Source organism: Sphingomonas sp. BL-S-28, from assembly GCF_055521515.1.
This window is the reverse complement of record NZ_CM145484.1, coordinates 3903688-3924968: the sequence shown is the minus strand read 5'-3', so window position 1 is coordinate 3924968 and position 21281 is coordinate 3903688. Positions and strand designations below refer to the sequence as shown.

Annotated in this window: 17 protein-coding genes; 6 read left to right on the top strand and 11 right to left on the bottom strand. The window is 65.7% G+C overall.

Annotated features, from left to right (window positions below; all coding sequences use genetic code 11):
• Positions 1-10: 10 nt before the first annotated feature.
• The gene (locus ACZ1JC_RS26940) at positions 11-868 is read left to right on the top strand and encodes a transglutaminase family protein (protein WP_465137246.1); all 858 of its coding nucleotides are present in this window, start codon (positions 11-13) and stop codon (positions 866-868) included.
• Between the two features lie 191 nt (positions 869-1059).
• Positions 1060-1836 carry a proteasome-type protease gene (locus tag ACZ1JC_RS26935; protein ID WP_465137247.1) on the top strand — a complete coding sequence of 259 codons (777 nt, stop codon included), beginning with the start codon at positions 1060-1062 and terminating at the stop codon, positions 1834-1836.
• A gap of 33 nt (positions 1837-1869) precedes the next feature.
• On the opposite strand, the gene ACZ1JC_RS26930 is transcribed toward ACZ1JC_RS26935, so the two are convergent.
• The 6 genes from ACZ1JC_RS26930 to ACZ1JC_RS26905 form a co-directional block, all read right to left on the bottom strand.
• Positions 1870-2517 (bottom strand): DUF4198 domain-containing protein, encoded by a 648-nt coding sequence (locus ACZ1JC_RS26930; RefSeq protein WP_465137248.1) that lies wholly within the window; start codon positions 2515-2517, stop codon positions 1870-1872.
• Positions 2518-2630: 113 nt separating this feature from the next.
• Positions 2631-4025 carry a mannitol dehydrogenase family protein gene (locus tag ACZ1JC_RS26925; RefSeq protein WP_465137249.1) on the bottom strand — a complete coding sequence of 465 codons (1395 nt, stop codon included), beginning with the start codon at positions 4023-4025 and terminating at the stop codon, positions 2631-2633.
• Positions 4022-5440 (bottom strand): glucuronate isomerase, encoded by a 1419-nt coding sequence (gene uxaC / locus ACZ1JC_RS26920; protein ID WP_465137250.1) that lies wholly within the window; start codon positions 5438-5440, stop codon positions 4022-4024. The genes ACZ1JC_RS26925 and uxaC overlap by 4 nt, the downstream gene beginning before the upstream one ends.
• Entirely contained in the window at positions 5440-7080 is a 1641-nt protein-coding gene (locus tag ACZ1JC_RS26915) for a family 43 glycosylhydrolase (RefSeq protein WP_465137251.1), read from the bottom strand. The genes uxaC and ACZ1JC_RS26915 overlap by 1 nt, the downstream gene beginning before the upstream one ends.
• Before the next feature lie 18 nt (positions 7081-7098).
• The gene (locus tag ACZ1JC_RS26910; RefSeq protein ID WP_465137252.1) at positions 7099-8100 is read right to left on the bottom strand and encodes an alpha/beta hydrolase; all 1002 of its coding nucleotides are present in this window, start codon (positions 8098-8100) and stop codon (positions 7099-7101) included.
• A 57-nt stretch (positions 8101-8157) separates the two neighbouring features.
• Positions 8158-11049 carry a TonB-dependent receptor gene (locus ACZ1JC_RS26905; protein WP_465137253.1) on the bottom strand — a complete coding sequence of 964 codons (2892 nt, stop codon included), beginning with the start codon at positions 11047-11049 and terminating at the stop codon, positions 8158-8160.
• Between the two features lie 321 nt (positions 11050-11370).
• Here ACZ1JC_RS26905 and ACZ1JC_RS26900 point away from each other — a divergent pair, with 321 nt between their 5' ends.
• Together ACZ1JC_RS26900 and ACZ1JC_RS26895 are read left to right on the top strand one after the other, a co-directional pair.
• Positions 11371-12666 carry a pectate lyase family protein gene (locus ACZ1JC_RS26900; RefSeq protein WP_465138478.1) on the top strand — a complete coding sequence of 432 codons (1296 nt, stop codon included), beginning with the start codon at positions 11371-11373 and terminating at the stop codon, positions 12664-12666.
• Positions 12663-13067 (top strand): cupin domain-containing protein, encoded by a 405-nt coding sequence (locus ACZ1JC_RS26895; RefSeq protein WP_465137254.1) that lies wholly within the window; start codon positions 12663-12665, stop codon positions 13065-13067. The genes ACZ1JC_RS26900 and ACZ1JC_RS26895 overlap by 4 nt, the downstream gene beginning before the upstream one ends.
• A gap of 180 nt (positions 13068-13247) precedes the next feature.
• On the opposite strand, the gene ACZ1JC_RS26890 is transcribed toward ACZ1JC_RS26895, so the two are convergent.
• From ACZ1JC_RS26890 to ACZ1JC_RS26870, 5 genes are all read right to left on the bottom strand, one after another.
• Entirely contained in the window at positions 13248-14828 is a 1581-nt protein-coding gene (locus tag ACZ1JC_RS26890) for a carboxylesterase/lipase family protein (protein WP_465148419.1), read from the bottom strand.
• Positions 14791-15804 (bottom strand): sugar kinase, encoded by a 1014-nt coding sequence (locus ACZ1JC_RS26885; RefSeq protein ID WP_465137256.1) that lies wholly within the window; start codon positions 15802-15804, stop codon positions 14791-14793. Before ACZ1JC_RS26885 ends, ACZ1JC_RS26890 begins: the two co-directional genes overlap by 38 nt.
• 11 nt (positions 15805-15815) lie before the next feature.
• Positions 15816-16571 carry a 2-dehydro-3-deoxy-D-gluconate 5-dehydrogenase KduD gene (kduD, locus tag ACZ1JC_RS26880; protein ID WP_465137257.1) on the bottom strand — a complete coding sequence of 252 codons (756 nt, stop codon included), beginning with the start codon at positions 16569-16571 and terminating at the stop codon, positions 15816-15818.
• 52 nt (positions 16572-16623) lie between these two features.
• Positions 16624-17460 (bottom strand): 5-dehydro-4-deoxy-D-glucuronate isomerase, encoded by an 837-nt coding sequence (gene kduI, locus ACZ1JC_RS26875; RefSeq protein ID WP_465137258.1) that lies wholly within the window; start codon positions 17458-17460, stop codon positions 16624-16626.
• A 225-nt stretch (positions 17461-17685) separates the two neighbouring features.
• The gene (locus tag ACZ1JC_RS26870) at positions 17686-18738 is read right to left on the bottom strand and encodes a LacI family DNA-binding transcriptional regulator (RefSeq protein WP_465137259.1); all 1053 of its coding nucleotides are present in this window, start codon (positions 18736-18738) and stop codon (positions 17686-17688) included.
• A 130-nt stretch (positions 18739-18868) separates the two neighbouring features.
• On the opposite strand from ACZ1JC_RS26870, the gene ACZ1JC_RS26865 reads away from it, so the two are divergent.
• Both ACZ1JC_RS26865 and ACZ1JC_RS26860 read left to right on the top strand, forming a co-directional pair.
• Positions 18869-20371, top strand: coding sequence for a UxaA family hydrolase (locus ACZ1JC_RS26865; RefSeq protein WP_465137260.1), 1503 nt, complete (start codon positions 18869-18871; stop codon positions 20369-20371).
• A gap of 82 nt (positions 20372-20453) precedes the next feature.
• Complete coding sequence (locus ACZ1JC_RS26860) at positions 20454-21257, top strand: 2-keto-4-pentenoate hydratase (RefSeq protein ID WP_465137261.1); 804 nt, start codon at positions 20454-20456, stop codon at positions 21255-21257.
• The last annotated feature ends 24 nt before the right edge of the window (positions 21258-21281 follow it).

Here is a 21281-nt window from a genome sequence, read left to right as displayed (position 1 = left end):
CTACCTCCCCGTGCTGCTGACCGTGACTCACACCACTCGCTACACTTTCGACGCGCCGGTCACGCATGGTCTCCAGCGGTTGAAACTGCGGCCGAAGAGCACGCACGGGCAGGACGTGATCGACTGGACGATGGATCTGACCGGCGCCAGCGCAGAGGCGGAATACGACGATCATCACCACAGCCACACCGCGCTCGTTTCGATCGAGCCGGGGGCGGACATCGTGGTCGTGGCGTGCCGGGGCACCGTGCGCACCATCGACAACAGCGGCATCACCGGAAGCCACACCGGGCTGATGCCGCTCTGGACGTTCCTGCGCCCCACGCGCCTGACCAAGGCCGGAGCCCGTGTGCGCGCGCTGGTCGAGGATGTGGATGCCGACCGGCGCGATCCGCTGGAGTTTCTTCACGCCCTGTCGCGAAAGGTGGCAGATCGGATCGAGTACCGACCCGGTGCCACCGATGCGAAGACCACGGCGGAAGAGGCCTTGGCGGCGGGTAAGGGCGTGTGCCAGGACCATGCCCATACGTTCATTTCGGCCGGGCGGCTGCTCGATATCCCGATGCGCTATATCGGCGGCTACCTGAAGATGAACGACCGGGAGGAGCAGGAAGCCGGCCACGGCTGGGCAGAGGCGCACGTGCCCGGCCTCGGCTGGGTGGGATTCGACGTGTCCAACGGCATGTCGCCGGACGAACGGTATATTCGCGTGGCCAGCGGTTGCGATTATGGTGAGGCCGCACCTGTAACCGGAATCGCTGCGGGAGGTGGGGATAGCCGCCTTGAAGTGCGTTTGTCGGTGGGAGAGAAAGTGCTAGGTCAACAGCAACAGCAGCAGTCCTCCACCGGGCAGCAGCAAAGCGGCTAAGGCTTGGTTGGAAATTCGCGGCACGCGAATTTTGCGGCACCGGCCTGCTCCGCCACCCGACCACCCTTAGGGTACTATCGTCGGGTGGCCGGGTGGGGGAGAGGGCCGGCGCCGCGACGAAAAGAGACTAGGGCGCTCCCCGCCAAGGACAGGACGTGCGGGGACGTGAATTGATCGGGGCGTAGAATTCCATGACCTATTGCGTGGGCATGATGCTGGACCGCGGGCTCGTGTTGATGAGCGACACCCGCACCAATTCCGGGGTCGACAACATTTCGACCTTCCGGAAGATGTATCATTGGCAGATCCCCGGCGAACGCGTGATCTCGGTGATGACGGCGGGCAACCTTGCCACCACGCAGGCGGTGATCAGCCAGCTTGAGGAACGCAACAAGGCCCCGGCGGAGCGGCACAATTCGCTGCTGGAAGCCCCCACGATGTTTCAGGTGGCCACCATCGTCGGCAACCTGCTGCAGGACGTGATCGAGGAACGCGCGGCCGACAACGGCCAGACGGCGGCATCCGGCACTTTCAGCGCGACGATGATCGTGGCCGGCCAGATCAAGGGCATGGAGCCGCGCTTGTTCCTGATCTACCCCGAAGGCAACTTCATCGAAGCCAGCTTCGACACGCCGTTCTTCCAGATCGGGGAGACCAAGTACGGCCGCCCGATCCTGATTCGCGGCTACGACCGCGACATGAGCTTCGAGGCGGCGATCAAGCTGCTCTGCGTGTCGTTCGATTCGACCGTGAAGGCCAATCTTTCGGTCGGCATGCCGCTGGATCTGCTGGTGCTGGAAACGGACAACTTCACACCGCTGCACCAACGGCGAATCGAAGGGAACGATCCCTATTACCAGTCGATCTCGGCCAGTTGGGGTGAGGCGCTGCGGCAGGCATTGGACGGCCTGCCGGACTACACTTTGAACAAGGGCAAAGGCGGCAAGTTGAAAGACGCGGCCGCCTGACGGGGGCCGGCCTTTTCAACCTGCCGTTCCCGATCAGTCCACCACGAACGTCGTTGTGGCGATCCGGTGCAGGACTGCGACTTTGCCAAGGCTGGTTTCCGCCCCTGCTTCGTCCTTGTGCGAAGCTGAAAGGATGTAGCGCCCCTTCTCGCGCGAGGGCAGGGTGAACCCGCCCTGGGCATCGGTCTTGAACGACTTCGACCATTTTTCCGGCGTGATTACCGTAACCGCCGCATCGACCATGGGCTTACCATCGCGCGTCAGCACGAAACGGTCGCTGCCCGCCGCGACGGGGGCGATCTCGAAAGGCATCACCGCACGGGCATCGCTGCGGCCGGCGCGGGCGAAGTAGGCAACGCCTTCCTTCTTGCCGTCCTCTCCCCAAGGCGCGAACACCGTGTCGTCATGCGCGCGCACGTCACCCGGCGGAACCGCGACTTCGATGTAGCCCGCCTTGCGGACTTGCGCGGCATTGGAGGCGGGCACCAGCTTGGGTGCCTTGAGATGGTCGAATTCGGGATCGCCGCCAGCGGGCAGCGGCTCTGCCGGTTCGCCGAGATAGATGCGCGCCGGCCCGGCGCCATCGCGCTCGATCCACACTTCATGCGCCTGTACTGCCGGTGCGGCGACAACTGCCAGAACCGGGGCAAGAACCACGGCGGGCAGGTAGCGTGCGATCATAATCGTTCCCCCAAAACAGCGAATGCGTTCCGGATTGAGTAATGCGACTGATTATTGATTGCAATAGTGGTGCCCGTCGCCCGGATGGGGATGCATCCCCAAGAGGCGGACGGTCAGGCTGTAGCCCGCGCCAGTCGTTCGGCCAGCGCGGCGAAGTCGGCTTCGCTGGCCGTCCAGGTCTTGGCGAACAGGCCGCCTTCGCCGAACAGCGCGCGCGGGGTGCCGTCCTTGCCCTCTTCGCGCCAGATGTCGGCAAGACGCCCGGCCATCGGGTCGTCCACCGGGCCCCACTTGGCGGCATTGTCGCCGCGCACGTGGCGCAGCCATGCGGCCAGCGCGGTGAGGATCGCCGGACACTGCTTGCCTTTTGCCTGATTGGCGGCGAGCGTTTCCAGCCAGCGCTGCGGGATCTTCTGGCTGCCGTCCATCGCGATCTGGATCAGCCGGTGCTGGAGCGCGGGATTGGCGAAGCGGGCCAGCAGCGCGTCGGCATAGGCCTGCAGATCCTGCGCCGGCGCGGCCTTGATGGTCGGCTGGGCTTCCTCATGCATCAGCCGTTCGATCAGCGGACGGATCGCCGGATCGCCGACTGCCTGATGGACGAAGGCATGCCCGTGTTCGAGGCCGAGATAGGCCAGCGCCGAATGCGCGCCGTTGAGCATGCGCAGCTTCGCCGCCTCATAAGGCGCGACATCGCTGACCAGTTCGGCGCCGACCTTTTCCCATTGCGGGCGGGGGCCGGCGAACTTGTCCTCGATCACCCACTGGCTGAACGGTTCGGTCATCACCGCGCCGTCGTCGTCCAGCCGGGCGAGCGTCGCCACCATCTTGCGGTCGGCGGCGGTGGTGGCGGGCACGATGCGGTCGATCATCGCGCAGGGGAACGTGCATTCCGCGGCGACCCATGCGCCGAGATCGGCATCCTTGAGCGCGAGGTACTCGCCCATCAGCCGCTCAAGCTGGCGGCCGTTGAGCGCAAGATTGTCGCAGGAAAGCAGCGTCAGGCCGGGCAGGCCCTGCTCGCGGCGGCGGCGCAGGCCCTGTTCGAGGAAGGCGTAGATGCTGCCGTGATGCGCCAGAAACGGGTCGAGCGATCCGTCGGCCGCGCGGCAATAGCCCTTTTCGGTGACGGTGAAGGTCACGATCCGGGTTTCCGGCGCGGCGATGGCAGCGATCACCGCCTCCGGATCCTCACTGGCGACGATCACGCGCTGGACCGATCCGACCACGCGCATGCGGTTGCGCTCTGCCGAACATTCGGTGAGCGTGTAGAGCCCGTCCTGCGGATTGAGTTGGCGCGCGACATTGGCCGAACGCAGCGAAACGCCGATGATGCCCCAATCGCGGTCGCCCTTGGCCATCGCCCGGTCGGTATACCAGGCCTGATGCGCGCGGTGGAACGCGCCGATGCCGAAGTGGACGATGCCCGCCGCTTGCGCGGAGCGGTCATAGCCCGGACGGGCGACGGATTCGGGCAGGCGGGACAGCGTTTCGCTGGAGAGTCTCACAGACGATAGGCCTTCTTGACGAGATTGTAGGTCAGGTCACGCGCCAGTTCGGCGGCTTCCCAATCCTCGATACGATGCTCCATTACGAGTTCGGCAAGGAACCCGCAATCGATCCTGCGCGCGACATCGTGGCGGGCGGGGATCGACAGGAAGGCGCGGGTATCGTCGTTGAAGCCCACGGTATTGTAAAAACCGGCGGTTTCCGTGGTCATCCGGCGGAACCGACGCATGCCTTCCGGGCTGTCATGGAACCACCATGCCGGGCCCAGCTTCAGGCAGGGATAGTGCCCGGCCAGCGGGGCCAGTTCGCGGGCATAAGTACTCTCATCCAGCGTGAAGAGGATCACCGAGAGGCCGGGCTCGTTGCCGTACTTATCCAGCAGCGGCTTCAGATTGGCGACATATTCGGTGCGCGAGGGGATGTCGGCGCCCTTGTCGCGCCCGAAGCGTTCGAACACGCGGGCGTTGTGGTTGCGGAACGCGCCCGGATGGATCTGCATGACCAGTCCGTCGTCCAGGCTCATTCCCGCCATTTCGGTGAGCATCTGCGCGCGGAACAGTTCGGCGTCTTCCGGCGTGAAGGCGCGCTTGCTCACCTTGTCAAACAGCGCTTCCGCTTCGGCGGGGGAGAGGTCTGCGGTCTTGGGTGTCGGGTGGCCGTGGTCGGTGGAGGTCGCGCCCATTTCCGCGAAGAAGCGGCGGCGCTGGCGGTGCGCGGCAAGGTAGCCATTCCAGGTGAGGCAATCCTCCCCGGCGATCTCGGAGAACTTCGCAAGGTTATCGCGGAAGCCCTCGAATTCCGGATCGACCACCGGATCGGGGCGATAGGCGGTGATCACCTTGCCCTGCCAGCCGCCGGGGCGGGCGTTCTCCGCGCGGATCGCGGCGTGGTATTCCAGCGTGTCGAGCGGGCTTTCGGTCGTCGCGATCGCCTCTATGCCATAGCGGTCGAACAGTGCGCGCGGGCGGAAATCGTTCGTCGCCAGCTTGTCGGTGATCGTGTCGAAGTAGAGGTCGCTGGTCTCGGCGCCGAGTTGCACGCTGATCCCGAACGCCTCGGCGAAGACCCAGTCCAGCCACATGCGCGAGGGCGTGCCGCGGAACAGGAAATAGTTTTCCGCAAACAGCCGCCACGCCGCGCGCGGATCGGCATTGCGGTTACGCACGCCGAGGTCCTCCATCGCGATCCCTTGCGAATAGAGCATGCGGAACACGTAGTGGTCCGGCACCAGCAGCAGGTCGGTGGCGTTGCCGAAGGTCTCGTTGCCGGCGAACCAGCGCGGATCGGTGTGGCCGTGCGGGCTGACGATCGGCAGGTCCGCGACGTGGCGATAGAGTTCGCGCGCCAGCTTGCGCGTGGCGGGATCGGCGGGGAGCAGACGATCGGGATGAAGCTCAAGGGGGCGAATGGGCATCAGTCTTCCAGAGCGGTGAAACGGAAATCGCGGAAAATGGCTTCGCCTTCACCGGCAGTATATAGGCCGGGACGCAGCATGAGGAACCCCCCACGAACATTGTGGTGGTATCCGGAGACCTCCATGCCGCGATCAAATCGCTTCCACGTTTTCCCGCCGTCGCCAGAGGTGTGGTAGGAAACGATGTGGCGGCGATTGGTCACACGCATCTTCATGCGGCGGCCGAGCCGGTTGGCGGGGCGGCCGCGTTCCATGCCGTATTGGTGGGTGACGAAGCGGGTCTGGTCGAAGCCGAGCCCGGCGTAGAGCTTGTCGTCATAGAACAGTATGAGGCCCGCGGTGCCGCCGGGCGGAATCTCGATATCGCATTCGAACTGGTAGCTGGTGTCGCCCGCGATCAGCAGCAATGGCGATCCGCTCGACGGGGCGAGGCCCTTGCCCTTGAGATGCAGCGCGCCGCCTTCGACCCGCACGCGGCTGGCTTCGTCGGGCGTGGGGCGGAAGAACGACCACTTGGAGCCCATCGCCAGCGGTTTCGCAAAATCGTCCGACAGCGGCATGCCATGGGGCAGGGGCTTGGCGATTTTCGGCACCGGCAGCGGCCCCGACAGGTCGCCGCCGGTCATGCGGAACCAGCCGTCACCGGTCCATTCGATGGTATCGAGCAGGCACTGGCGGCCCAGCGTCCAGAAGCCGTTCTCGAACCCGTGGTAGAGCGTGTACCACTTCTTGTCCGGCCCCTCGACCAGGGAGGCGTGGCCGCGCGACCACCAGGCTTCGGACTGGTTCTCGGTACGGACCAGCGGGTTGCCGGGGTGCTGCTCCCACGGGCCGTGGATCGACCTTGCGCGGGCGGCGATCACCATGTGGCCGGTCGGCGGGCCGGCCGTGCCGCCGACCGCAGTGAGCATGTAGAACCAGTCGCCGTGGCGGTGGATCTTGGGGCCTTCGGGGGAGAAACCCTCGACATCCCAGTCCTCCGGATAGTGCCAGGGATCGTAGACATGCTCCACCTTGCCGGCCAGCGAGAGGCCGTCTTCGGACAGACGCACGCGGTCTCCGCCCGAAAGGAACAGCCAGCGCGATCCGTCTTCACCCACGGCGTGGCAGGGGTCGATATGGTCGTGCAGGCCCAGCGGCTTCGGATCGCTCCACGGCCCGTCGATGTGATCGGCCCAGATCACGTAGATCTCGTTGGGCTCCGCCTTGACCGGAATGTAAAGGAAGTAGCGGCCCTTGTGCTTTTCCAGGCTGACCGCCCAGACCGAGCCGATATTGCGCGTGAGCGCGGGCTTCCGCGGCTGCCAGTTCACCAGATCGCGGCTGTGCCAGATGGTGAGGCCGGGATAGGAATCGAAGCTGGAGAAGGTGAGGTAATAGTCCTCCCCATCCTTGAGGATCGCCGGGTCGGGCCGGTCTCCGGAGAGCACCGGATTGAGCATCGTTCCGTTCCCCAGATCGGCAATGCGCTGATTGTCGAACCCGCGCCGCCATCGGACGGGAGCCGGGGCGGGCGGGGGAGGAGGCCCTCCCGCCCCGGGCTCCCTTGCGGCAGCGGCTTCCCCCTGAAGCCCGCCTGCTGCAAGACCTGCGCCGCCGATCAGGGCGGCTTTCAATGCTTCACGTCTGTCCATGGTCATTCCGTCAGCCAGAGAATGCTATGCCAGCCCCTTGGTCCGCGCCCAGGCGCGCCAGAGTTCCGGCCATGCCTCCACCGGCTTGCCGATGGCGCGGCGCAGGCCAAAGCCGTGGCCGCCGTGTTCGAAGAAATGCGCCTCCACCGGAATGCCGCGCGCCTTCAATGCGGCGCGCAGGCGCACGGTGTTTTCCACCGGCACGGCGTCGTCATCCTCGGCATGGAGCAGCCAGTGCGGCGGGGCGTCGGCAGGCACGGTGCGCTCGGGCGAATGGGTCGCTTCCAGCGCGGAGGTAGGGTTGGGGCCCAGCAGCAGGTCGCGCGATCCGGCGTGGGCGATCGCGGGGTCCATGGAGACCACCGGATAGATCGGCGCGGCGCAGAAGGGCTTGGCGGAAAGGCGGTCCGCCGCGTCCACCGGCGCGTAGACCTGAGCGGCGAAACGGGTGGAGAGGCTGGCGCAGACATGGCCGCCGGCGGAAAAGCCCATGGCGGCCACGCGCTCGGGATCGATCGCGAAGTCCCGCGCGCGGTGGCGGATCAGGCGCATGGCGCGCTGCGCGTCGATCAGCGGGGTATCGGGTCCGCTAGTCCAGCCTTCGCCGGGCAGGCGGTAGAACAGCACGAAGGCGGTGAAGCCGCGCGCGGTCAGCCAGCGCGCCATTTCGTAGCCTTCCTTGTCCACCACCACCCACTTGTAGCCGCCGCCGGGCGTCAGCAGCACCGCCGCGCCATTGGGGCGGTCGGGCCGGAACACCGCCATGCGCGGGCGGGTAATGCCGTAGACGGCGCGGTCGGTGACGAGTTCGTCGGCGGAGCGTTCGTCGACCGTTTCGGCAAGGGGCTTTGCCGGCAGGCCCGGTGCGCCCTTGGGCCAGAGGTCGATGGTCTCGCTGGGTTGGGGCAGGCCGGGGGCACGGGGCTTGTTCGTTGCCACCGGCGGCGCGGTTTGCGCGGCGGCTTCCCCCGCGAGCAGGCCGGAAACGAGAGAGGCCGCCATGAACGATCGACGGTCGAAGGTCATGACGGCACTCTCCAATATTATTTCATATATTCAAGGCCATCCGGCCGGTGTGCGGGATCAGTACTTGACCCGCGCGCCGAACAGGATGGTGCGCCCGAAGTGGTTGTTCTCGTAGTTACGTTCCGCATCGACGTCGTTCCAGCGGTAGCGGTATTCGTCGGTCAGGTTGTTGCCGTCGATCGAGAGTTCCAGCCAGTCCGTCGCCTGATAGCGGATCGCGGCATCGACGCTGGTGTAGGAGCCATAGCCCTCGAACACGTTGCCGGTGGCACTGCCCTGATCGACGAAGGGCCCGCGATAGCTGACCGATCCGCGAATGCTGAACTTGCCGTCGTCATAGTACAGCGTGGCGTTCCAGGCCCGCTTCGACACGCCGTAGAGCGTCGAATGATAGATCGCCGAAACGCCGGCCAGCGTGCAGGCACCCGAGCTGTTGCGCGTGCAGGCGGAAACCGCCGGGCCGGTCTGCTGGTAGTCGGCATCGCTCTTGATGAAAGTGGCGTTGCCCTGGAAGCCGGTGTGGCTGAGGATGCCCGGCAGGAAGGTGAAGGGCATCTGCAGCGCCACTTCCACACCCTTCAACGTCGCACCCGCGCCGTTCACCTGCGAAGACACCACGTATTCCTGATTGGGATCGTAGTTGATGTAAGCCGGCGAACTGGGCGTCAGCACCGACCTGTCGAGCCCGAGCTGCGGCAGCGTGGCGGTGTAAGTGCCGGAAACCGGGAAGCTTTCGATCTTCTTGATGAAGCCCGCCACCGAGAGCAGCGCGCCCGGTGCGAAATACCATTCGACCGAGGCGTCGAAGTTGGTGGCGCGATAGGGATCGAGGAACGGGTTGCCGAACGTCACCTTGTAGTTGAACCCGTCGACCGAACCGCCGGGGTTCAGGTTGCCCAGCGAAGGCCGGGTGATGACCTTGGCCACGGCGCCGCGCACGATCACGTCATGCGTGGGATAGAAGGCCAGGTTCATTGACGGCAGCCAGTCGTCGTAAGTCCGCTTCACGGTTGCCGCGATGCCGGCGGTGTAGCCGGTCGACTGCTGGTTGGTGTGGGCATAGCGCATGCCCGCGTTGCCGGCGAATTCCAGGCCGAAGATATCGCCCTTCACGTCGAACTGCAGGTACCCGCCCGAGGTGGTTTCCTGCACGCGGCGGTTGCTGCCAAGATCTTCCACCGCCGCGCGCTGGTAGAGATTGGTGTAGTCAGCCGCGTTATTGATGTTCGCCACCAGCCAGGAGTCGGTCGTGCCGCTCGGCTGGCCCGCATCGCCCAGATTGACCAGCTGCGAGATGTCGGAGGTTACCGGCAACCCGTAGACGCTGGCGGAGCAGGTGGTGGTGCCCAGGATCAGATCGGGCTTGCCGTTGCCGTTGCAGGCCACGGTGTCGCGCGTCCACAGCTGGGTGCGGAAGTTGTACCGCCGCCAGACGGCGCCGGCCTTCACGGTGAAGCCTTCGGTAACGTCCCACTCGGTGCGCAGCTGGCCGGTCTTGAACTGGTTCTTCACATAGGAAGGACGGTCGCGGATTTCGGCGAGCTGGAAGGTGGCGGGGTTGGTCACGTCGATGCCGTAGTTCAGCACCGGCGATTTCATGTCCGAATAGTCGAAGTTGAAGCCGTTCGCGCCCTTGGCGTCATAAGCGAAGGTGGTTTCGACCGGGATCTTGGCGTTGGACTGCGAGATACCGCCCAGCGCGGTGACGCGGAAGCTATCGGTCACATCCTGATCCAGCGTGGCGCCGATCTGGTAGAATTCGGTGTCGGACTTGCGCAGATAGCTTTCGGTGCGGACATAGGCGTTGTTGTACGTGCCGCTGACCATGTTGCCGTTGTCGTCATAGACGGGATCGACGACGTTGAAGCTGCGCTCGTTCGAACGGGCCAGCACTTCCAGCCACTGTTCGGCGCGCTTTTCCTTGAAGCGCGAATAGAGCCCGTCGATCGAAAGCTTGGTGCGGTCGGTCGGCTCGAACTGGATCGATCCGGTCAGGCCCAGACGCTCACGGTCATGCTCGACCTTGCCGTAGCGCGGAATGCGGGCGTGGAACGAGAGCGAGGCTTCGTCGCAGGCGGCCGAGGGGCGGTAATAGCCGCCCGAATTGACCGGATTGCCGCCGGTGGCGCCGGGAACCGAATAGAAGCAGGGCGTGCCGTCCACCGAGTTGAAGTAGGCCTGCGCCCAGCGCACCGTGTTGTTGCCGGTTTCCAGCGTATCGGTGTGCGAATAGGCGGCCGACAGGTTTACGCCCAGCGTGCCGGCATCGTTCTTCCACGAAAGCAGGCCGGCGATGCGCGGGCCGACGTTCTTGGACAGGTCGTTGTACGAACCCTGCACGTTCAGCACGGCGGAAAGGCCGGTCTTGCCCGCCAGCGGATTGCCGGTGTTGAGATCGACGACGGCGCCCAGCGAGCCTTCGTCCAGGCTGGCTTCGGCGGTCTTGTGTACGACCAGGCTGCTGAACAGTTCGGATGCGAAGACGTTGAAATCGAACGAGCGATCGCGGTTGGCGCTGGCGCCGTCGGAACTGGTGGCGATGGTTTCAAGGCCGTTCACGCGAACGCGGGTGAACTGGGCGCCAAGGCCGCGCACGGTGATCGAGCGGCCTTCGCCGCCGTCACGCTGGATCGAGATGCCGGGGATGCGCTGCAGCGATTCGGCCAGGTTCTGGTCGGGGAACTTGGCCATGTCTTCGGCGACGACGGCATCGACGGCGGAGACCGAATCGCGCTTCACGCTCAGCGCGGCTTCCAGCGACTTGCGATAGCCGGTGACGATGATGGCTTCGGTCGGCGTGTCTTCGGCGCCGACAGTGGGTGCCGGGTTGGCAGCCTGCGGTGCGGCGTCCTGCGCGAAGCCAGCTTGCGGCAAAGCCAGCGCGGCGCCGGCGGTCCCCAACGTCAGGGCAATCTTGAACAGCGAAATCCTCGAAACATGCGAATGCATGATCACTCCCCCTCGCGGCCTTGTCGGCCTTTCTATGATACCGGTGTCATGAGGAGTCGCGGGATAACCGCGCACCCTTTCGTCCGGCATTCTGCTCCCTGCGCCTCACAGCGCACGCTCATGCACCGTTCGGTGCATTTCGGCGAGCCCGCATCTGTCCTTATGGACAATCTGCGGCCAGCACCCAGTTCTTTCTTGCCGGTCTTGGTAACCGGTGTCATGAACTATGAGCGCAGGGACCCCACCCTGTCAAGAACCAGTGCAAACGGGAGATGCACAGTGAAGAAATCGACGGCGTTCAGCCGCTTGCTCCTCGCCTCCATGCTGGCTTTGGCCGCCCCTCACACCGCTTTCGCGCAGGCCAAGGATCCGACCACGGGCGGCGACGGCGGGCGAATCATCCGCGTCACCACACTGGCCAAGGACGGCCCCGGATCACTTAAGGCCGCCATCGATGCGAAGGGCAAGCGGACGGTCGTGTTCGAAGTGGGCGGGGTGATCGACCTTGGCCGCAGCGTGCTTGAAATAGACGAGCCGAATCTGACGATTGCGGGCCAGACGGCGCCCTCGCCGGGCATCACCATCATCCGCGGCGGCATCGATCTGAAGGGGCATGACGTCAAGATCAGCCACATCCGCGTGATGACCGGCGTGGACGGCCAGCCGCACCTTTCCGGCTGGGAGGCGGACGCCTTCTCCACGGTCGGCGCGCACAACGTGGTGATCGAACACTGCTCGTTCTTCTGGGCGATCGACGAAAACATGTCGACCTCCGGCCCGCGCTTCAACGGCAAGGACGTGAAGGAATGGCGCGCCAATACCAGCCATGACGTGCTGTTCCGCGAAAACCTTGCCGCAGAGGGCCTCGCCAATGCCAGCCACCCGAAGGGCGAACATTCCAAGGGTTCGCTGGTGCATGACAACACCACCGGCATCGTCTTCTACCGCAATGTCTGGGCGCACAATCTGGAACGCTCGCCGCTGGTGAAGGGCGGGGCGCAAGTGCTGATGATCAACAACATGATCTATGATCCCGGCCACCGCGCGGTGCACTACAACCTGATGAACCTCGAATGGACCGGCCACCCTTACGTCACCGGCGAGATCACCGCCGTCGGCAACGTGATGCGCGCGGGCAATTCCACCGCTACGGGCCTGCCGTTCCTGACCTTGGGCGGCGATGGCGATCTGGCGTGGTTCAGCAAGGACAACATCAACGTGGACCGCTGGGGCAACCCCGCACCGATGTTCGGCCGCTACGGCGTGACCAAGGCTAAGGTGATCGAATCGCCGCAGCCGCTCGCCAGCCTCGACGGCTACAAGATCACGCCGGCCGCCGATCTTGAAACTGACCTGCTGCAGACCGTCGGCGCCCGCCCGTGGGACCGCTCGGCGGACGAGATCCGGGTGCTGTTCTTCGTGGCCGAAGGACGCGGCGAGGTGATCGACGATGAGAAGGTGGTGGGCGGCTATCCCCACCTCGCCGAAACCCATGCGCCATTCGTAGAGAAGGACTGGAACCTCACGACGATGACGCCGAAGTCGGGTCATTATCCAGGGGACCATACGGGGGCGCAGGAAAAGCTTTCCAGCCGCGATCAGGCGATGAGGAAATGATAGCCGCACTGCTGCTGATGGCCGCTTCTGCGCCGCCAATGGCCGTGATCGACGAGAAGGACACCGTGCGCGAGGAAGCCCCTCCGCACGGATCCATCGGCATGAGCACCGCCTACCGCATCTCCGACGCCGTTCCGGCCCCGCGCGCGATGGAATTCCGCCGCCGCATCCTCCACAAGGGCGCGGCGATCGGCGAACATCCCATCGCGCACGACGAGGTCTACTACGTGCTCTCGGGCGAGGGCGAGGTCGTGTCGGACGGCAAGCGGGCCACGCTTAAGCCGGGGATGACGGCCTATCTCTACAACGGCGCGGTCGTGGGGATCTGGCAGAAGGGGGATGAGCCGCTGTCGCTGATCGTGGCTTATCCGAACCCGCCCAAGGTCGAAGAGAAGAAGTGAGGGGGCGCTCTGCGTCGCCGTCTTCCTCTCAATTTTAACACCTCGTCATCCCCGCGTAGGCGGGGATCCCGCTTCCTTGAACGGTGCGTCTGATCGCGACGTCGCAAAGAAAAGCGGGGCCCCCGCCTACGCGGGGGCGACGAGGTGTGTGGGGAAATCGTGGGTCGGGAACGAGCCCTGTCAGGTCCCCGGCTGAATGTAAGGCGCGGTGGCCCACAGTTCCCGCTGCCACCCACGCGGATCGTTCTCGACGCGAACCCTGTCCCCGAACACCATCGTCGCACGCTGAGGAACCGTATAGGCCGCCCAGTCCGCAACTCCCGGACGCCCGGTTTTCGCCAGACCGGTGAACGCCCCCATCATCGCCTTGCTCAGCCCCTGCGCACCCGCGTCAACACCCGAAAAACTGCCTTTCGCATCAAGCGTGCCGAATACGTAAGGAATGTCGTCCGTATGCGCCGCACCGCGCAGCGGATCGACGGGGGAGGGGCGCTCAAGCTGATAGACCCAGGTCGCCGCTGCGCCTGCCTTGGCACGTTCGTCCGCCTCGATAACCTGCCCCGGCCATGATCGGCCGGCAGTGGTCGCTGCGTAATAGACTTGCTCCACCGTCCAGCCCGGCTCGCGGGCGCGGTACTGGTCGATCACCCATTGCGGGTCGAGATCGATCTTCACTTCGCGGCCCATGCGCGCGGCCACGTTGCTCCAGTCGAGGCCTTTCAGCTTGGCCCCGCGCGGATCGAGGAAGGCGCGGGTCTCGTCGTGAACATTGCCCAGGATCATCGGCACCGCCAGCGACTGCGGCGCGGCATCGGGCCAGAACGGGTGGCGCGGCAGGTTGGTCATGTCCAGCACCGGGCCGAAGTAGGCCGGGCCGCTGCCCATCACCGGATCGGTGGTGTCGAGCGCGGCGGTCAGGCGCTCCACCGGCATCGTGCGCAGCCCCTCGACATCGCCGGGCGCGAGTTTCAGCGCTGCCATCAGCGCCTGCGTGCGCGCCCATGCGTGCATCGGGCCGCTGGCCTGCACTTGCTGCCCGCTCATCGTCGCGGCGGAGTGAAACAGGCCATTGGCAGCGGGCATGGCCATCAGCGTGGCGATCTTGGCGCCGCCGCCGGACTGGCCGAACACCATGACCCGCGCCGGATCGCCGCCGAACGCGGCGATATGCGCGCGCACCCATTGCAGCGCGAGGATCAGGTCGAGCTGGCCGAGATTGCCGCTGTCCGCATATTTCGCACCGAACGGCTTCAGCCAGGCATAGCCCAGTGCATTGAGCCGGTGGTTGACGGTGACGACCACCACATCACCCTCGGCCGCCAGCTTTGCGCCGTGGGTGAGCGGATCGGTGACCGAGCCGGTGGTGTAGGCGCCGCCGTGGAAATAGACCATGACCGCGCGCCTGGCGGCGGGGTTCGCCTCGGGCGTCCAGACGTTGAGCAACAGACAGTCTTCGGACTGCGGCTGATCGTCCATCCCGCGCTGCGGGCAGATCGCGCCGAAGACTTGCGCATCGACGCGCGGGCCGTCCCAGGGCTCGGCCACGGCGCGGGCGAAGCGTGCCGCGCGGCCATAGCGGATGCCGCGGAAGGCGAGCACGCCCTGCTGCTCCACGCCGACATAGCGGCCAACCAGAGGCCGAACCGGAGATCGGGCAAGGGCAGGGGCGGCGCCGGCAGCGAGCGCGGCGGCTCCGCCCGCCAGCACGGCGCGGCGTGTGGTGCTAGCGCCTGACGTCGCCTCCTGAAGCGGAAAAGGCATCGATTTCTCCCGGTCCGATCAGGCACATGTCTCCGGGCAGTGAGTGCTTCAGCACCGTATAGGCCAGCCCGGCCTGTGCCATTTTCTGAATATCCGCGCCATTCAGCCAGCCTTGCAGCACGCCCGCCGCGAAGGCGTCTCCGGTGCCGATGCGGTCGACGATCTGCGTCACTTCGACCTCGTCGGTCTGGTATCCGGCTTCGCGCGCGTCGATCCGCGCGGCGATGCGGTGATGCGCCGCGTTGACCACGTGGCGCGCGGTGGAGGCGATAATCTGCAGGCCGGGGAAAGCGGCAAAGGCCGCCTCGGCAGCCTCTCGCCGGCGGTCTTCGCCATCGCCGGAGAAGGTCTTGCCCAGCAGCAGCGAGATGTCGCGGTGGTTGCCGATCATTACCGTGGCAGCGGAGACCAGTTCGGTCAGCACTTCGCGTGGATTGCTGTCCCAGCTTTCCCAAAGCAGCGCGCGGTAGTTGCCGTCGAAGCAGATCGGCACGCCGGCCTCCTGCGCGGCGCGCACGGCCGCCTTGGCAAGCGCCACGCCGCCGGGACCGAGCGCCGGCGTAATGCCGGAAAGGTGCAGCAGTCGCGCGCCGTCAAGCGCGGCGGCAAAGTCGAAGTCTTCGGGCGCGCTCGTCGCAAAAGTGCTGCCGGCGCGGTCGTAAGTGATTGCGGAAGGGCGCAGGCCCGCGCCGCTTTCGAGGAAATAGAGCCCCATGCGGCCCGACCCACTGCCGACGTGACGTGTGTCCACGCCTGCCGCCGCCAGTGCCGAACGGGCCTTGTCGCCCAGCGGACTGGCAGGCAGGCGGGTGACCATGCGCACGCCGTGGCCCAGCGAGGCGAGGCCGGAGGCGACATTGGCCTCGGCCCCGCCCACCACCATGTCCAGCGTATCGCACTGAACCATCAGGCGGTGGGAAGGGGTGGCGAAGCGCAGCAGCACTTCGCCGAAGCAGGTTACATGTCCGGTGGTCATGGGGCTCGTTTTCAGCGTGCCAGCCAGCCGCCGTCAACCGCCAGCACATGGCCGGTGACGTAGTCGGAAGCGGGCGAGGCCAGGAACACGGCGGCCCCGGCGATATCCTTGGGATCGCCCCAGCGGCCGGTCGGGATGCGCTCCAGAATCTGGCGGTTGCGCGTCTCGTCGCCCTGCAAGGCTGCGGTGTTGTTGGTGGAGATGTAGCCCGGGGCGATGGCGTTCACTTGCACGCCCTTGGCGGCAAGTTCGTTGGCCATGGCCTTGGTCACGCCGCCCACACCCGACTTCGCCGCGGCATAGCTGGGTACGCGGATACCGCCCTGAAAAGTGAGCAGCGAAGCGATGTTGACGATCTTGCCTGTTCCGCGCTCGACCATGCCCTTCGCCGCCGCCTGGCTGAGGAAGAACAGGGTCTTGAGGTTGGTGTCCATCACCGCGTCCCAGTCCTCTTCAGAGAACTGGAGCAGGTCGTCACGGCGGATGATCCCGGCATTGTTGACCAGGATGTCCACTTTGCCGAGCCCGGCCACCGCCTCATCGATCACCCGGCCGACGGGTTCGATCGAGGAAAGGTCGGCCTTGATGTTCACGGCCTTGCGCCCGGTCGCCGCGATCAGGGCGAGCGTTTCGGTCGGTTCGCTGCGGCCCGCGAGGGCCACGTCGGCGCCCGCTTCTGCAAGCGCCACGGCAATGGCCTGCCCGATCCCGGTATTCGCGCCGGTCACCAGCGCGGCCTTGCCTTCGAGGCTGAAGGAAATCGCCATAAATCCAAATCTCTCGTTGCTGCGTTCTTCGCGCGCGGCGAAGGAAAGGGGACTACTGAAGCTGGCAGATATCCAGCACGTTCATGTCCGTGTAGTCGAGGTTCTCCCCGCCCATGGCCCAGATGAACGCATACTTCTTGGTGCCCGAACCCATGTGGATCGACCACGGCGGGCTGATCACCGCTTCCTCGTTGGCGATCACGATGTGACGCATCTGATCGGGCTCGCCCATGTAATGGAACACGCGGTCGTTCTCTTCGGGCAAATCGAAGTAGAGGTAGATCTCGCTGCGGCGGTCATGAAGGTGCGGGGGCATGGTGTTCCACACCGAACCTTCTTCCAGCACTGTGAGGCCCAGCAGCAACTGCGCGCTCTCGCAGACGCCGGGGATGACCAACTGGTAGATCGTGCGCTGGTTCGAATTGGCCAGATCGCCGCGCGCCAGCGGGTTCGCATCGGCCAGCGTGATCAGCTTGATCGGGCAGGCCTTATGCGCGGGGACCGAGGCGATGTAGAACCGCGCGGTCTCACCCTCGAAGATCACCTCGTCCGAACCCATCGGCACGTAGAGGCATTCCTTGTTGCCCACCTCGAAGCGCTGTCCGTCGACCGTGATCGCGCCGGGGCCGCCGATATTGGTGATGCCGGCTTCGCGGCGTTCGAGGAACGGCTTGCCTTCCGCGCTCTTGGGAACGGTCTGCGCGGGCAACTTGAGCGGCCCCTGCGAGGGCACCGCGCCGCCGATCACGAAGCGTTCGTTGTGCGAATAGTTGAGGTTGACCCTGCCGTCCTCGAACATGCCGCCGACGAGGTAGCGATCGCGCAGTTCCTCGTTGGACACGCACTCCATCATGTCGGGATGGGTGGCGTGATAGGTCTTGCAGAACACGGGGCCTCTCCTTTTGGAATTAAGTTCCGTATGGTGGGACGCTATTGCGCTTCAGGTCAAGTCTTATCCGGGTTTGGTAACCGGTGTCAACGCGGGAAATCTGTCCGGAAATTGTGCCGGGATGCATTTTTGGGGCCGGTGCCGCCTCAAAATGCCCTTGCGGGCATTTTTCAAACGGACTCTCAGCCGGTGCCGCGAAATGCGGCGTAGCTGATTTTCAGACAATCAGGCGCCGGGCGGCGCCACCGATGCGCGGCGTACCAGGTCGGACAGGAACAGCGCCTGTCGCGACAGGGCATTGCCCGGCTCGATCAGCTTGTGCGCGGCGGCGGCGGCCATCGGCACGATCGGCCAGCGCACGGTGGTCAGCGGCGGCCAGATATGCGCGGCGATGGCGGTATCGTCGAAGCCGATGATCGAAAGCTGCGAGGGCACGTCGATCCCGCGTTCGCGCGCGGCGTGGAGCAGGCCGGCGGCCATTTCGTCGTTGCTGGAGAACACGGCGGTGGGGCGCGGTGAGGCGTCGAGCAGGCGCTGGCCGGCCTCGTATCCCGATTCGAACTTGTAATCGCCGCGCGTGGACAGCGCCGGGTGGGGCGCGAGGCCGGCCTGCGCCAGCCCTTCGATGAAGCCCTGTTCGCGTTCATGGGCGGAGCGGAAACCGGCGGGGCCGGCGATGAAGCCGATCTGCGTGTGGCCGAGGCTGCCCAACCATGCCACCGCCTCGCGCACCGCCTGCCGGTCGTTCGATGCCACCAGATGCGCCTCGTCATCGAGCGGCGCGGAACCCATGCGCACCAGCGAGCAGCCCAGTTCGCGGCACAGCGCGGCCAGTTCGTCATTCTCGGAAATCGGCGGCAGTAGCAGCACGCCGTAGAGCCGCTGCTGTTCGATGAAGTGGCGGATATCGTCCAGCAGCTTCGGCGAATGGCGGTCCACCGGGCGCACCACCAGCGCAAATTCGGTGTCGCGGATGGTCTGCAGGATGCCTTCCTGCACCCCCAGCACCATCTGCGCGTTCGGGTTGTCGTGGATCAGGCCGATCAGGAAATTGCGCCGCAACGCCAGCGCGCGGGCCTGCAAGTTGGGCACGAAGCCCAGTTCCGCGATCACCGCCTCCACCTTCTCACGCGTGGTCTGGTTCAGCAGGGGCGATTTGTTGATGACGCGGCTGACGGTTTTCTTCGAAACGCCCGAAACGCGGGCGACATCGTTGATCGTGGGTTTGCCCGTGATTTGCCCCGAGGCTTGAGCATCGCGCTTGGATTCTTTCGGCATTCTCGCCCCTCTGGCCTCTCGCATGTTTGTTCTCAAGAGGCGCGGTTGACACCGACTTGCCTTCTGATCGTCGCAAAGGCAAGATGACACCGGTTTCCAAAACAGGGAAGCCCGGATAAACGGGCCAGCGATGACACAGGCAATTCCTCCCTCCATTCGTATTCACGCCGCCGACGATGTGGCCGTTGCCCTGCGTCCGCTGACCGCCGGGGAGCAGGCGGAAGGCGTGGTCCTGCAGGGCGACGTGGCACGCGGGCACAAGTTCGCGCTCCGCGCCATCGCAGTGGGCGAGGCAGTGGTGAAGTATGGCCAGCCGATCGGCCGCGCGACGCAGGCGATCGCGGCGGGCGGGCATGTCCATACGCACAATCTGGCAACGGCACTGGCGGGCGAACTGGCCTATTCGCCGCATCTCGGCGCGGCGGAATTGCAGGCGGGAGAGGGGGCTGCCACGCCGACTTGGCGCGGCTACCTACGCGCCGATGGCCGCGCGGCGACGCGCAACGAGATCTGGATTCTGCCCACGGTCGGCTGCGTCGGCATGACCGCCGAACAAGTCGCGCGCGAGGCGCAGGCGCGTCATGCAGACCTGATCGCTGGTGGCAGGATCGACGGTATCCACGCCTTCGCCCACCCGCACGGCTGCTCGCAATTGGGCGACGATCTGGACGGCACCCGCGCGGTGCTCGCCGGGCTGGCGGCCAGCCCGAACGCTGCGGGCGTGCTGTTGCTCGGCCTCGGCTGCGAATCGAACCAACTCGATGCGCTGGTGGAAGCGGTGCCGGTCTGGGCACGGTCGAAATTGCGGGTGCTCTCCAGCCAGAGCGCGGGCAATGAAATCGCGGAAGCGGGCGTGCTGGTCGATGAGCTGGTGGTCGAAGCGGCCTGGGCCGAGCGGACGGAGCTGCCGCTTTCGGCGCTGACCATCGGCCTGAAGTGCGGTGGGTCGGACGGCTTTTCCGGCCTTACCGCCAATCCGCTGCTGGGCCGCCTTTCGGAGACGATGGCGCGCGCCGGCGGCAAGGCGATCCTTACCGAAATTCCGGAGATTTTCGGCGCCGAACAGGCGCTTCTGGACCGGGCAACCTCGCGCGCGGTGTTCGATGCGGCGGCGGGCCTCGTGAACCGGTTCAAGCGCTATTACCTCGATCAGGGCCTGCCGGTTTCGGAGAATCCCTCGCCGGGCAACCTTGCCGGCGGCATCACCACGCTGGAGGAAAAGTCGCTGGGCGCCGTGCAGAAGGCGGGCCATGCGCCGCTCTGCGACGTGATCGATTACGGCGGACAGGCCAGCGTGCCGGGCGTCACCCTGCTGGAAGCGCCGGGCAACGATGCCGTATCGTCCACCGCCCTGGCCGCTTCGGGCGCGACGCTGGTGCTGTTCACCACCGGGCGCGGCACGCCGCTGGGCTTTCCGGTGCCGACGATCAAGGTCGCCTCCAATCGCACTTTGGCCGAATCGAAACCGCACTGGATCGACTTCGACGCCTCCATCGCGCTGGACGAAGGGCAGGGGGCGGCGGACGCGGCGTTCCTGGCCCGAATCCTTAGCTTTGCGAGCGGCGAGCAGACTGCCTCCGAACGGGCGGGCCAGCGCGCCATCGCCGTCTGGAAACGGGGCGTAACCCTTTGAGATCCGGCATCATGGCCATTTGCGTTTGCTTATGACACCGGTTTCCTATAGCGATCTGATCAACGAGATATTGGGGTAAGGGATGAGTTTGACCGAACAGGCGAAAACGATCGCGGGGGCATTCGTGACGGCGCGGCGCGAGAAGCGCGCGCTGGCGAGCTACCCCGGCGAAACGCCTTCAGACCTCGCCGCCGCCTACGCGATCCAGAATTTGGCGCTTCAGCTGGATGGGCGCGGGGTCGTCGGCTGGAAGGTGGGCAAGATCAATGCGCCGGACGATGCGCGGCTTGGCGCCAATCGCCTGTCGGGGCCGATCTTTGCCGACAGCGTGATCGATGCGTCCAATGGCGAAGTGCCGGAAATGCCCGTCTTTGCAGAAGGCTTTGCGGCGGCGGAGGCGGAATTCCTCCTCCACGTCGCGGCCGGGTGGAACGGTGAGGTTCCCACCGATGACGCGGGCACCTTGGCGGTGCTCGACGCCGTGCACATCGGTCTGGAAATCGCCAGTTCGCCCTATCCCGGCATCAATGCCGATGGGCCCACCGTCACCATTTCCGACTTCGGCAACAATGCCGGCATGGTGATCGGCCCGGTGCTGGAGGGCTGGCAGAGCGCGGACTTCGACGCGATCACCGTTCGGTTCGACATCGACGGCGAGATGGTGGGGGAAGCGACCACCGCCGCCATGCTGGACGGGCCGCTCGGCGCGGTGCGTTTCCTGCTCGCCAACCTTGCCGCGCGCGGGATCGACTGTAGCGCGGGGACGTGGGTTTCCACCGGGGCGGTAACTGGCGTCCATCCGGTGGTGCCGGGGCAGACGGTGGTGGCCTCCTTCGCAGAGCACGGTACGGTGCGTTGCACGATCGCGGCGGCGGTGCCCGCCTGAACAGACGAGACGATCCGGCAGGCC

Excerpts from the sequence above, each read along its gene's own strand:
- ACZ1JC_RS26890 (WP_465148419.1), bottom strand. The coding sequence starts at position 14,828 with ATGCCTTTTCCGCTTCAGGAGGCGACGTCAGGCGCTAGCACCACACGC.
- ACZ1JC_RS26870 (WP_465137259.1), bottom strand. The coding sequence starts at position 18,738 with ATGCCGAAAGAATCCAAGCGCGATGCTCAAGCCTCGGGGCAAATCACG.
- kduD (WP_465137257.1), bottom strand. The coding sequence starts at position 16,571 with ATGGCGATTTCCTTCAGCCTCGAAGGCAAGGCCGCGCTGGTGACCGGC.
- ACZ1JC_RS26935 (WP_465137247.1), top strand. The coding sequence starts at position 1,060 with ATGACCTATTGCGTGGGCATGATGCTGGACCGCGGGCTCGTGTTGATG.
- ACZ1JC_RS26915 (WP_465137251.1), bottom strand. The coding sequence starts at position 7,080 with ATGACCATGGACAGACGTGAAGCATTGAAAGCCGCCCTGATCGGCGGC.
- ACZ1JC_RS26895 (WP_465137254.1), top strand. The coding sequence starts at position 12,663 with ATGATAGCCGCACTGCTGCTGATGGCCGCTTCTGCGCCGCCAATGGCC.
- uxaC (WP_465137250.1), bottom strand. The coding sequence starts at position 5,440 with ATGCCCATTCGCCCCCTTGAGCTTCATCCCGATCGTCTGCTCCCCGCC.
- ACZ1JC_RS26910 (WP_465137252.1), bottom strand. The coding sequence starts at position 8,100 with ATGACCTTCGACCGTCGATCGTTCATGGCGGCCTCTCTCGTTTCCGGC.
- ACZ1JC_RS26930 (WP_465137248.1), bottom strand. The coding sequence starts at position 2,517 with ATGATCGCACGCTACCTGCCCGCCGTGGTTCTTGCCCCGGTTCTGGCA.
- ACZ1JC_RS26885 (WP_465137256.1), bottom strand. The coding sequence starts at position 15,804 with ATGACCACCGGACATGTAACCTGCTTCGGCGAAGTGCTGCTGCGCTTC.
- ACZ1JC_RS26865 (WP_465137260.1), top strand. The coding sequence starts at position 18,869 with ATGACACAGGCAATTCCTCCCTCCATTCGTATTCACGCCGCCGACGAT.
- ACZ1JC_RS26900 (WP_465138478.1), top strand. The coding sequence starts at position 11,371 with ATGCTGGCTTTGGCCGCCCCTCACACCGCTTTCGCGCAGGCCAAGGAT.
- ACZ1JC_RS26905 (WP_465137253.1), bottom strand. The coding sequence starts at position 11,049 with ATGCATTCGCATGTTTCGAGGATTTCGCTGTTCAAGATTGCCCTGACG.
- ACZ1JC_RS26860 (WP_465137261.1), top strand. The coding sequence starts at position 20,454 with ATGAGTTTGACCGAACAGGCGAAAACGATCGCGGGGGCATTCGTGACG.